Annotated in this window: 10 protein-coding genes; 3 read left to right on the forward strand and 7 right to left on the reverse strand. The window is 66.7% G+C overall.

The window, feature by feature from the left end; genetic code table 11:
• Window positions 1-20: 20 nt before the first annotated feature.
• The 5 genes from BJY22_RS27790 to BJY22_RS27810 all read right to left on the reverse strand — a co-directional run bounded on the left by BJY22_RS27790 (window position 21) and on the right by BJY22_RS27810 (window position 8,004).
• On the reverse strand, window positions 21-971 hold the full coding sequence (locus BJY22_RS27790) for a carbohydrate ABC transporter permease (RefSeq protein WP_167212306.1): 951 nt from the start codon (window positions 969-971) through the stop codon (window positions 21-23).
• Window positions 968-1,954: an ABC transporter permease gene (locus BJY22_RS27795; protein WP_167212309.1), complete on the reverse strand. Its 987-nt coding sequence runs from the start codon at window positions 1,952-1,954 to the stop codon at window positions 968-970. Before BJY22_RS27795 ends, BJY22_RS27790 begins: the two co-directional genes overlap by 4 nt.
• On the reverse strand, window positions 1,954-3,198 hold the full coding sequence (locus BJY22_RS27800) for a polysaccharide pyruvyl transferase family protein (protein WP_167212312.1): 1,245 nt from the start codon (window positions 3,196-3,198) through the stop codon (window positions 1,954-1,956). Before BJY22_RS27800 ends, BJY22_RS27795 begins: the two co-directional genes overlap by 1 nt.
• Before the next feature lie 139 nt (window positions 3,199-3,337).
• A complete protein-coding gene (locus tag BJY22_RS27805; RefSeq protein WP_167212315.1) occupies window positions 3,338-4,351 on the reverse strand; it encodes a LacI family DNA-binding transcriptional regulator in 1,014 nt (337 codons plus the stop codon).
• A 188-nt stretch (window positions 4,352-4,539) separates the two neighbouring features.
• Window positions 4,540-8,004 carry an alginate lyase family protein gene (locus BJY22_RS27810; protein ID WP_167212318.1) on the reverse strand — a complete coding sequence of 1,155 codons (3,465 nt, stop codon included), beginning with the start codon at window positions 8,002-8,004 and terminating at the stop codon, window positions 4,540-4,542.
• Window positions 8,005-8,248: 244 nt separating this feature from the next.
• Between BJY22_RS27810 and BJY22_RS27815 the strand changes: the two genes are divergently transcribed.
• The gene (locus BJY22_RS27815) at window positions 8,249-9,250 is read left to right on the forward strand and encodes a substrate-binding domain-containing protein (RefSeq protein WP_167212321.1); all 1,002 of its coding nucleotides are present in this window, start codon (window positions 8,249-8,251) and stop codon (window positions 9,248-9,250) included.
• Between the two features lie 125 nt (window positions 9,251-9,375).
• On the opposite strand, the gene BJY22_RS27820 is transcribed toward BJY22_RS27815, so the two are convergent.
• Window positions 9,376-10,083: a hypothetical protein gene (locus BJY22_RS27820; RefSeq protein WP_167212324.1), complete on the reverse strand. Its 708-nt coding sequence runs from the start codon at window positions 10,081-10,083 to the stop codon at window positions 9,376-9,378.
• A 111-nt stretch (window positions 10,084-10,194) separates the two neighbouring features.
• On the opposite strand from BJY22_RS27820, the gene BJY22_RS27825 reads away from it, so the two are divergent.
• A complete protein-coding gene (locus tag BJY22_RS27825) occupies window positions 10,195-10,710 on the forward strand; it encodes a DinB family protein (RefSeq protein WP_167212327.1) in 516 nt (171 codons plus the stop codon).
• A 1-nt stretch (window position 10,711) separates the two neighbouring features.
• Here the strand turns inward: BJY22_RS27825 and BJY22_RS27830 are convergent, their stop codons facing one another.
• Complete coding sequence (locus BJY22_RS27830) at window positions 10,712-11,044, reverse strand: ArsR/SmtB family transcription factor (protein ID WP_167212330.1); 333 nt, start codon at window positions 11,042-11,044, stop codon at window positions 10,712-10,714.
• Between the two features lie 61 nt (window positions 11,045-11,105).
• Between BJY22_RS27830 and BJY22_RS27835 the strand changes: the two genes are divergently transcribed.
• Complete coding sequence (locus tag BJY22_RS27835; RefSeq protein ID WP_167212333.1) at window positions 11,106-12,158, forward strand: flavin-containing monooxygenase; 1,053 nt, start codon at window positions 11,106-11,108, stop codon at window positions 12,156-12,158.
• Window positions 12,159-12,170 lie beyond the last annotated feature (12 nt).

The following is a 12,170-nucleotide window of genomic DNA, read 5'->3' on the forward strand; positions in this document are numbered from 1 at the left end:
CATGGCGGGCGTCCGGTCGATCAGCCTTTGACGGCGCCGATCAGAAGTCCCTTGCTGAAGTGCTTCTGGATGAACGGGTAGATGATCAGGATCGGGATGACGGACATGACCAGAATCGCCATCTGGATCGATGCCTGGGGTGGCAGCGACTCGGTCGACGCCGAGAGCTCGTCCGTACCGAGAGGCGTCTGGTTCACGACGAACGTTCGCAGGACCAGCTGCAGCGGCCACTTCTCCGGCGAAGGCAGGTAGAGCAGGGCAGAGAAGAACGCATTCCAGTAGGCGACGGCGTAGAACAAGCCGACCACCGCGACGACGGCCTTCGAGAGCGGCAGGACGATGAGGGTGAGGATCCGGAGTTCGCCGGCCCCGTCGATCTTCGCCGACTCGGTCAGCTCACTGGGCAGCTCGAGGAAGAAGGACCGCATCACGATGACGTTGAAGGCGTTGACCACCACCGGCAGAATCAACGCCGCCAGGTTGTCGATCAGGCCGAGCTGCTTGACGATCAGGTACATCGGGATCATGCCCGGATTGAACAAGAGCGTGAACAGTGTCATCAGCAGGATGGGCTTGTGCAACAGCGATCCCGGCCGCGACAGGGCGTACGCGAGCATGATGGTGCAGGCCAGCGACAGGACAGTGCCCACAGCGGTGACCGCGACCGACACGCTGAGGGCCCGCGTCACCACTCCTCCCGACAGAACGGCCCGGTACGCCGCGAGCGACGGCTCGCTGGTGAAGAGGACAAGTCCGCCGCGCGCGCTGATGTCGCGCTGCGGCGCCAGACTCGTCATCACGACGGCGACGAACGGGACGATCACCGCGAGGCAGGCGACGGTCAGCAGTACACCGCGCGCCGCGGTCGCCCAGCGCGGCTGCCGTCCCATCCAGGCAGGCCGCTCGTCCGACGCCGACCGATGGTTGCGTCGAGCACGGCGTTCAGCGGGGGTTTCCAGCAGTCCCGTCATTTCGAGTACACCCCTCGCTCCCCCATCGCATGGGCGAGCCGATTCGCTCCGAGCACGAGAACGACACCGACGACGCCCTTCACCAAGCCGACCGCGGCCGAGACACCCCAGTTCCCGCCGATGATCCCGTTGTTGTAGACGTAGGTGTCGAGCACTTCGGAAGCCTGCGCGCCGACCGGACCCTGCTGCAGGAGGATCTGCTCGAAACCGACCGTGAGCGAATCACCCAGCCGCAGGATCAGCAGCAGTACGATGACGGGCCGGATCGCAGGCAGCGTGACGTGCCACAGCTGCCGGACCGGGCCGGCCCGGTCGATCGCCGCCGCCTCGTACAGGTTCAGGTCGACCTTGGACAGCGCGGCCAGGAAGATGATGGTCGACCATCCGGTGTCCTTCCAGATCACCTGTGACGTGATCAGCAGTTTGAACAGTTCCGGTACGCCGATGATCTGGAACGTTCCCAGGTCCGCGGAACGCAGCCACTCGTTCAGCATTCCGCCGTTGCCGAACATCTGCTGGAACAATGCCACGACGATGACCCAGGACAGGAAATGCGGCAGGTAGAGGATCGACTGCGTCAGCCGCTTGGCTCGTTCGTTCAGCATGGAGTTGAGGACCAGGGCCAGCGCGATCGGCAACGGGAACACGAACAGCACCTGGACCATCGTGATGATCAACGTGTTCACGAGGGCGTTCAGGAACTCCGGGTCACCGTCGAAGATGACGGAAAAGTTGCTCAGGCCAACGAAATCTGACCCGCTGATGCCGAGGAACGGCTGGTAGTCCTGGAAGGCGATCACGTTGCCCAGCAGCGGCAGGTAGTGGAACATCACCAGGACGATCACGCCCGGTACTGCGAGCACGAGCAACACCCGGTCCCGGTGCCATCGGGCCGCGAGATCCCCGCGGAGGCGAGTCCGGCGGGCGGCAGGGGTACCGGGATCTGCGACGGTCCCCGGCCGCACCTTGATCCCCGACGACATCAGGAGATCCTGCTGCCGACCGCTGCGACGGCGGTCTCGACCATCTCCCGCACGTGCTCCTGCGCGCTCTCCCGCGCCTGCCGCGCGACTTCGGCCGCGGCCGGCCGGTCGTCGGCGATCTTCTGCAGGAGTTGCCCGGCCGCAGCGCCGGCCCCCGGTCCCAGCTCGACAAACGGCAGGCCGAGATCGTTGTACATCTGGCCCTTGATCGTGTCGGTCGGCTGACGCACGTAGATCGACGGAACACCTTCCGCCAGCGCGATCAGAGGTGAGTGGCACTCCATGCTCACGACCGCGCCGGCCCGCCGGTAGACCGCAGCCGCCTCGGTCAGGTCCCAGAACCGCGGCAGGATGTGGACCAGGTCGGCCACGTCGGCAGGGAATGTCCCCGCGAACTCGGCCTCGGCGACTTCCATCGCGTAGCTCATCTCCGGCACGACGAGCGCCGGCTCGCCCGTGGCTCGCACCCAACCGATCACGGTCTGCCGCAGAACGTCCAGGTCGGACTTCAGATAGCCCGCGTTGTAGGCCGTCCGGCGAAGATCCTCGGCCGCGGGTGGGTAGTTCCGGATCTGGTGGTACGGCGTGAAACGCAGCCGCGGTACGACGCACAGGAAGCGTCCGGGCTTCAACCCGTACTCCGCGAGGACCGCCTGGCCGTCGCCGTCGTCGACCACGTCGAACATCACGGTGGCGTCCGGACCGAACGCGATCTTGGGCGCCGCTAGTTCCTGGCCGGCCAGGAACCGCTCGGTCAGCGAGTCCCGGCAGTAGACGAACGCGGCCGTGTCGAGCACCTCGCGCTCGCGCTCGGTGAGCAGGTCACCGTCGATCGCGTTGACCATGCTCGCCGCCCGGTCGAGCGTCGAGAAGTACGGGCGGAGCGGGTCCACCGTCACCCCGAAGAAGCCGTGCGGCTTTCCGGTCAGCCGCCGCCACTCGGCGACTTCCGCCTGGCCGACCAGCGAGGGTCCCGACCCGTGGACAAGAAGGTCGCCCTCGGCAAACATCCGTTCCAGCCCGGGGCTGAGCTGCTCGCCGGGCACCACCCGGTCCTCGATGATCTCGACATCCGGGAAGTAGCGGGCCAGCATCCGCCGTACGCTCTCGTCGATGCTGAGGGCCCACAGCGTCAGCTTCACCTCCGGCGCGTAGCGCTCAAAGGCTCGGAGTGCCCCTGGCGTATGGGCGACGTCGCCGATGTTGACGGTTTGCCAGCCGGAGACGAGAACGACGTGAACCATGCGGAATTTCCTGTCCAGCCCATCCAGAACAACAGTGGGCCTACGGTCGATTCGGGGCTACTGCGAGCATCATGCCGATGATTCATCGGTTAATCAAGGCCCGTGAGACCTCGACGGCGAGCTCTCGGCAGATCGGCGCTCAGCCGACGTACGGTGCTGTCGATCCTCGATCGATCAGTTTCGGCGCCGGCCGCGTCACCAGAGCCGACTGGACGCGGCGGCCATCGATCATCCGGCGCAGTGTTGTGTAGGCGCGCATTCCGGCTTGCTGCACAGGCATCCGGACCGTGCTCGGTGCCGGCCGCATCGTGTCCGCCGCGGGCAGGTCCTGGTACACGACAATCGACAGATCGTCGGGGATCCGCAGGCCGAGATCGAGAATCGCCGCGATCGCTCCCGACGCCGCCACGATGTTGTCGATGATCAGCGCGGACGGCGGCCGGGCCGAGCCGAGGAGCTCGCGCGTCGCGGTCGCCAGATCCGGTGGCTCGTAGCCGACCTGCTTGATCAGCGACCGGTCGAAGCGCACACCCGCTGCGCGCAACGCCGAGCGATAGCCGTCGACCCGGGCGGTACTGGCGATCGGGACGAGTGGGCCGCCGACCAATGCGATGCGGCGGTGCCCGAGACTCAGCAGATGTGTCGCGGCCAGACCGATCCCGGCCGCGTCGTCGATCCACACCGACACGGAGTCATCAGGTCGCGGGTTCTGCAGGATCACGTACGGGATGGACCGCTTGGTGAGTTCCTCGGCGGTCTCGTTCCCCCAATGGGTGGACCGCAACAACACCCCGTCGACCATGCCGGTGCCGACGATCCGGCTCATCAGGTGGCTGCCCGGCTCGATCCACAGTGCGTCGGCCAACAACAGCACGTCCCCCTGTTCCTCGGCGGCCGCATGCATGCCACGAATCGCCAGCTCGAAGACCGGGTTCGCGATCTTCGGCACCACCGCTGCGATCACTCCCGATCTGGACAGTCTCAGCGACTGCGCGGCGTGGTTGACGCGATAGCCCGTGTCCTGGATCGCCTGCTCGACGCGCAGCCGGGTCGCCTCGCTCATCCGAATGTTGCCGCGAGCCCCGGAGATCACCGCGGAAACCACGGCCGTGGACACCCCGGCCCGCTTCGCAACGTCCTTGATCGTGGTCATGCCGCCAGCGTAACGAAGTCCACCCCAGCCGGCCCGGCGCGAAGTTCCGTCACGGACAGACGTCAGGGTGACCGGAGAGCGGTGAGGCCCGGGATGAACAAGATCTCTGCCGGAGATCAAGCTCCGTGTCCCGAGGCCTCACGTGGTCGCATCGTCACGACCGGCTCAACCGGCTCAACCGGCAAGGTTCACCGTGGACCTGCGCCAGGAACACTTGGACGGGCGCGCTGTCCCTCACACGAGCGTGCGACAGTGACGTTCTCGAACGTGCTCTCCGTGGATGCGTAAAGCCCAACGCCGCCGCTCCGGACAACGGTGTCGCGACCCTCCAGGATCTGAACGCCGTTCAACGTGACGGTGATCCGGTCACCGTGAATCGCTGCACCAAGTTCGACGGGACCTGTCAACGGGTTGCTGAGCGATACCGTGCCCACCGTGACCGGACCCGACGCGTGAGCCTCGCGCACGATACTCGCGTACTGAGTTCCATTGCTCGTCTTGCCGAGGTGGATCCGGTACCCATAGGAGTCCGAGGTGTCTCGCAGCGAGATGCCCGCGGTGCCGACGGATCCATTGATCGTGACCGTGGCCTGCGCGACATAGTCACACTCCTCGGAGAAGCGTGACGGCAGCGTCGAGTCGGCCAGTACGTGCGCCCTGCCATCGGTAGGCGTGAGCTTCAACTGACCCGAGTTGACGGACGCCTTTCCTGCGATACCCCGCCAATTGGCCTGGTCGAGCCCTTCCTTGATCGTGATGTTGTCAAAGGCCGCAGCCCGGCCGTTCGTCGAGGCGGCCGCACCACCCGTCGGCAATTGCGTGTCGTCTGCGGAGATCGACGTAGTGCCCACTGTGGCGATCAGATGCTTCCCGACAGCGGAGACCGTCAGTGTGTGCGCGCTGTCTGCGTTGATCGGCAGCTCTGTCTCCGCGAGAAGCGTAGACGTCGCGTTGTAAACCTTCACGAGCTGCAGCTTCGCGCCGCCCGATGTATTGGCAACATCGGCCCGGTAGTAGTTGCGGGAATCGTGGTAGCGGAACGCGAGACCGGTCGTTGCCGTCGTCTGGTTTCGTGTCCCTGGAACGATGTCGGCAGTCACGACCACGTCATCCGGTACGTCCTGCTGCACCGCCAACGACTGCGTGTCAGTACTCGAGTTCTGCACCAGCTGCTTGTCAGACTGCGCGCCGCCCAGCGTCCAGCTGCCCTGCACTGGCGTCCAGCCGTCAAGGGAGTCATTGAAGCCGTAGGCGGTGCTGTCCAGGCTCGCGTCGGTGAACTCCTCATTGAGCAACGGGTTCAGGGCGAAGACCGCCTTGGCCGAGACGGTGACGAGGTCGCCGGTGCGGGTGAACGCGGTCGGGGTGCCGTTGATCTTCACGGCGCGTGCCTTCGGCGCGTTGATCGTGAGGGTGCCGGTGAAGGGGTCCCCGAGCGAGATCTGGGCGGTAGCGCCCTGCAGTTCAACACTGACGTCGGACACAACTCCGGAGGCTTTGATGATGGTGTCGCCGTCGTCGACCAGCGACGATCCCTGGGTCAGCGCGTACCGCGTCAGTCCGCCGCCCTTGTTGGCACGCTCGAGGTAGGCGGTCTCGGCGTCGGTCGCGGCGTCCCCGAAGTTCCTCGACGAGGGAATCGCCTCGCGCGACAGGTAGAAGCGGCCGGTCGCTTTCGGCAGGTCGATCTCCATCGCGCTGGCCACGGAGTGATCCACCTGGGGTAGATCGATGCGTGACGCCTTCACCGAGGGCGCGGCGCCAGCCTTGCCGGGAACTACGACCGTGTCCACTCCTGTGGCGCCGGTGGCGGACCAGTCGTACGACAGGTAGTCGACGTCGGTGAGAACCTGCTCGCCCACGCGCACGGCGCCGTTCTTGTGGACGCTCGACGTGAGATCGGCGCCGGGTTGGGCCACGGGGACGAGCTGCACGCCGGCAACCGGTGTGGCACCGGGCACGGTGTCGAACCCGACCGTTGCGACGTTCGTGTTCGGGTCGACGGTGACCGGATCGCCAGGGAAGTGCCAGAGCTGCCGGTAGTCGTGCGCGCCGGTGGCACCCGTGAGGTCGTCGGAGACGACCCAGAAGCCGGGCTTGACGAAGTAGACGACGCGATCGTGCGCGATCGGCCGGTAGGCCTGCGTCTTACCGCGGTAGATATCGAGGCCCGCGTTCGAGCGCCACAGCGACGTCGAGCGGGGCAGGCCGGCGGGCTGCGGTTGTCGGTCGACCTCGACGGTGTTGTGCGCCTCGGTCGTGCGGCGCATCCAGTCGTTCGTCGGGGTCGCGCTGTAGTCCCCCGCTCCGGGGTCGACGATCAGCGGACGCCCGTACGCCGCCATCACCAGGCTGAGGTCGTCGGGATGCCGATGCGAGGCCGTATAGCTGGAGTTCTGGTTGTTGATCAGCATGTACCGGGCATCGGCGTCCCACCCGGACCGCTGGACCGCATAGCTGATCGGAAATACCGTGGACGACAGCGTCGGGACGGTCCCCTCGGTGCGCCCGGAGGCGACCCAGGTGAAGTCGGACCAGGAGTTACGCTCACCGGCCTTCCGAATCGCGCTCGTGCCAGCGTCCGTGTTCGGAGAGTCGCCGACGAGCGCGGGCTCGAGATTCGGCTGACGGGTCGCGAACAGCGCATCCGCGATCCAATCCGCTGACTGACCAATCCCGTCGGGAAGGGTTCGCCCGTTGGCATCGGCTACGTCGATCATCGTGTTGATCAGATCCGCCACGTAGGCCTGATAGTTGAACGTCGGCTCGCGATACACGCCGTCGCCCTTCACCCAGGCGCGCAGGAACCGCTCGACCGAGCGCACCGCGAACGGCTCCCAGGTGAAGGAACCCGAGAACTCGGGCAGATAGACGGCCGCGACGTAGATCGCGCGGGCCATCGAGACGTACCAGTTGTTTCCGACGTGGATCTGCAGCACACGCGCGAGCTGATCCGTCGTCGCGTGCACGCCGGACAGGTACGCCACGAGGTCATCCGCGTCGATGCTCGGCTCCGTGCGAAACACGGAGAACGCGCTGACGAGCTGGGCCAGCCGCTTGCCGCCTGAGAGGTTGCGGTTCTGCGGCCAGCTCGGATTGTCGGCGAAGAAGTCCAGTGAGATGTCCATCCACGCCGACGCGTACGCCGCACGCTTCTGCGGGTCGCTCTCCTTCACATAAGCGCCCGTCAGCGTCGACATGAACGCGAAGTCACTCATCAGAACCTGCGCGCCGCCCGGAGTGGTCTCCGTTCCACCCCAGAGATCCTGCCAGTCCACGTCGATCCGCTGCTCGGCGTCGTTGTGGAAGTCACGGGTGACGGTGCCGAACCGGAAGATCCCCGCTGCCAATTCGTCGGCGGTCGCGTCGCCGCCTCCTGCCCCGCCCACACCCGGGTACTCGATGCCCGAGCGGCCCGCGTAGTAGACCTTGAGCTCGGCCGCGGCGCCCGCCTCGTCGCCGGCAGCAAGCTCCGCCGCCACCTGGGCGAGCCCCGGACGCGTCAGGTCGAGCAGCTCACCGAGCTCCGCCATGTCGGACGTGGCAGCCCTGGCCGGCGACAGACCCGTCACCATCAGCGCCAGCGCGACTGTCGTCGCTGTCCACGCACGGGTACGGCGGCGAGTGCTCCGCCGAAGAAGTCTTCGTTGCATCCCATCTCCTCATGACATGTGAGAGCGTTCGCTGAAGTCGTTCGACGCCAGGTCGGGACTGTCCAGCAGGCGGGTAGCCGCGCCGACGTCCGCGCGGTCGAACGCGAACGCCGTCGTCGAGAAAGTTCGTTGGGAGCACAGGGCGGCATGCTGATGGCATCCGCGCTCCCTAGGTGACGTATCGTTAATTCACCGTAGACTTGGTTGAGACGTTACGTCAACGGTTCGAGGGAGCTGCGCACGCGTGACAACGCAACGGGACATCGCCCGCACAGCGGGGGTATCGGTCGCGGTGGTGTCGGCCGTGATCAACGGCACGACCCACACCCGGATGAGCGAGGCCACCCGCGCGCGGGTCATCCAGGCGATGGAGAACCTCGACTACCAGCCCAACCAAGCGGCCCGGTCGCTGCGGCTCAACCGCACCGGCATGATCGCGCTGATCCTCCACAAGCTCGACAATCCCGTCTACGCCGACCTGCTGCGCGGCGTCTACGGGGCCGCGTCCGAGCGCGGCGGGACGGTCCTGCTCGGCGACGCCGAGACGATGCGGTCGAGCAGCCAGTTCGTCACCCGGCTGCTCAGCCACGGCACCGTCGACGGCATTCTGATCCGGGACGACCAGTTGTACGACGACGACGTGATGGCCGAGCTGCGCTCCCATCCCAAGCCGATCCTCAGCCTGGACTACGACCAGGACCACCCTTGGGTCGGCATCGACGACCACCGCGCGGGCGAGATGGCGACCCGGTTCCTGCTCAACCTGCGCCATCGGCGGGTCGTCTTCATCGGCGGGGCGCCCGGGCACGCGTTCCAGCAGCGCTACCTCGGGTATCAGCAGGAGATGCGGCAGGCCGGGCTGGAACCGGCGCCGCACCTGGCGACCGGGTTCGGTGAGCAGGCAGGTGCCGACGGACTGCGACAGTCGCTGCAACTGCCGGTCGCGCCGACCGCGGTCGTGGTGAACAACATCATGAGCGCCGTCGGGGTGCTGGCCGCCGCCCGGGACCTCGGCATCGCCGTACCCGACCAGCTGTCCGTCGTCGGGATCCACGACGTCGGCCTGATGGAACACCTCCGCCCAGCCGTGACCGCCGTCCGGATGCCCATGTACGAGCTCGGCCGGGCCGGCGTCGACGCGCTGTACGAGCTGATGGCAGGACACCCCTGCACCAGCGGCATCATCGCCGGCCCCGACCCCGAGCTCGTCGTCCGCGACTCGGCAACCACCCTGACCGACGCCTGACCAGGCACCGACGGGTCATAGTGGTCCGAGCTCGACCAAGAACGTCAGAGCGACATACATTGACGTTACGTTACGTCACCACATCACACACGATGGCCCCTGAGGCCTCGCTACGGATCTGCAGTTCACCCGTGGAGCGTCGGGACGATGCCGCTTCGCCCCTGCCACGAGCCGTGCTCCGACAGCGGCCGGAACCGAAGCGTGGCGAACTCGTGGTGGAAGTCCCTGCGTCGGCGCTCGACCATCGCAGCAGCATGACGGTCGGGCTCAGGGACACCGCTGTGGCCGCGCACCATCTCCTCCATCTCCCGCACCGTCCGCCAGACCGAGAACGTAGAGATCGTCCGGGGCGGGCGCATCGCGGCGAGCGCCAGCGTGGCCCCCGGATGGTCACGAACCAGCCGCTCCACAGGCTTGCCCCACTTGAGGAACCTCGGCACCTCCAAGAGGCGCATCCGAGCCAGCGTGACCGCCACGACAGGTTCGGCAGGATCCCACTCCCCCGCCTTTGCCGGCAGATCGGGCAGCGCCGCCAGCCGCGACCAGCGCCGAAGGAACTGCATGCGCACATGCCACCCCGCCGCCAACTCCCTGCCCAACCGGTGCTCCGCCAGGAACCTCTCGACCGCCGCCTCGTCCTCCCACCGCGCGAACATCGCGATCCGACGCAACTGCAACCGATCCGGCGACACAGTCGGGGCACCAAGTCGCATCAGCGCCAGGCACTCGGCATACCGCAACCCAGGAGTGGACGACACACTCGGCGCCTTCCACAGTGCCCCCGCCGTCGTCGAGGGCCGGGGCTCCGCGAGGTGGAACGTGAAGATCGTCATCGTCGGGCAACTGTCCCACGGGCAAGGTCCGTAGTACCGAGTACGCACCCAGACCAATGATCTGTCGCCGTCATCCCTCGCGTCGATGGCGGCGCCGCGCATGATGGAGGTATGGACAGGCAGTCGGTGCATGATGAGCTCGAGCGTGCCCGTGCGGACTTCCGGCAGCTGGTCGAGTCGGCTGACGAGGAGGGACTGCGGAGACCGTCGAACGGGACGCGGTGGAACAACCGTCAACTGCTGTTCCACATGCTGCTCGGCTATCTGATCATCCGCGCCCTGCTACGGCTGGTACGCATCTTCGGTCGCCTGCCCAAGGGCGCCAGCCGGGCCTATGCCCGGCTGCTGAACGCGGGCACCCGCCCGTTCGACCAGGTCAACTTTCTTGGCTCGTACGCCGCTGGCCACACGGTGAGCCCCGAGCGCATGGTGATCATGTTCGACCACGTGATCTCAAAGCTCCACCAGCGGCTCGACGCCGAATCCGACACCGACCTCGCCCGCGGCATGCACTACCCGACCCGCTGGGATCCCTTCTTCAACGACTACATGACCTTGGCCGACGTCTACCACTTTTCGACGCAGCACTACGACTTCCACCGTCGTCAGCTCACCCTGCGCGACTGAGTCAGCAGCAGGTCTTCAGGTAGGCCTGCAGGTCGGCGAGGGCAGCCGCAGCGCCCTCGCGATCGGCGCGATACAGGACGCTCTTACCCTCGCGACGGGCAGTCACGATGCCTCCACGGCGCAGCAGGTCGAGCTGCTGGGAGGCCGTCGACTGGCCGATGCCGGCCTGTTCGGCGACTTCGTTCACCGAGAGCTCGGCGCCGCGCGCGAACAGCAGCATGATCCGCTGCCGGGTCGGGCTGGACAGCGCCTTGAGGAAGTCGTGCGTGGCAGCGCGCAGCTCGACGAGATCCTCGACAGCGCCGGCCGCCTGGGAGTCTCGCTGATCCGCCATGACCCCAGCCTAATCAATATCGTCATTTCGTCATATTGCGATACTAGGATATGTTGATGCCATGACAGACACAGATGTCGTGATCATCGGCGGCGGCCAGTCAGGACTGGCCGGAGCGTTCGCGGCGCGCGACGCCGGACTGCGCCCGGTACTACTGGAGGCCGGCGAACGAGCAGTCGGGTCCTGGCCGCAGTACTACGACAGCCTCGCGCTCTTCTCCCCCGCCCGCTACAGCGGCTTCCCGGGCGCGCCGTTCCCCGGCAACCCGGATCGCTACCCCACCAGGGACGAAGTGGTCGCCTACCTCGAACGGCTCTCCCTAGGCCTCGACGCCGAACTCCACACGAACACACGCGCCACAGCAGTCGAGCGCGACGGCGCCGGCTACCTCGTACACACCGACACCGGCGACGAGTTCCACACCCCCGCCGTCATCTGCTCCAGCGGCTCATTCACCAACCCGCACATCCCCACGATCCCCGGCAGCTTCACCGGACACCTCCTGCATGTGGCCGATTACCGCGGCCCCAAGCCGTATGCCGGCCAACGCGTCGTCGTGGTCGGCGCCGGAAACTCCGCAGTCCAGATCGCCTACGAACTGGCCGAAGTCGCCACCGTGACCATGGCCGTACGACGCCCCGTGCAGTTCGTACCGCAGCTCCGCGGCGGCCGCGACATGCACTACTGGCTCCACACCCTGCGCATCGACCTCCTGCCACCATCCGTCCTCAGCCGGCTCATCCACGGCACCCCCGTCTTCGACACCGGCCTTTACGCCGAGGCACTGAAGGACGGCCGACTCGATCAGCGACCGGTGTTCACCCGCTTCGACGGCGACCGCCTGACCTGGGCGGACGGCACCCAGGAGCAGGTCGACACGGTCGTCTTCGCAACCGGGTACCGCCCAAACCTCCCGTACCTGCAAGGCCTCGGCGCACTCGACAGCACCGGAATGCCCCTGCACAACCGCGGCATCTCGACAACCCACCCCGGACTGGCCTACCTCGGCGTCGAGTTCCAGCGGTCCTTCTCGTCGAACACCCTGCGTGGCGTCTCTCGCGACGCCAGGTACGTCGTCCACGCGCTGACCAGCGGTCGTTCTGCAAGAAGGTAGGTCCGGGCAGCA

This window comes from Kribbella shirazensis (assembly GCF_011761605.1).
Classification (GTDB): Bacteria; Actinomycetota; Actinomycetes; order Propionibacteriales; family Kribbellaceae; genus Kribbella; species Kribbella shirazensis.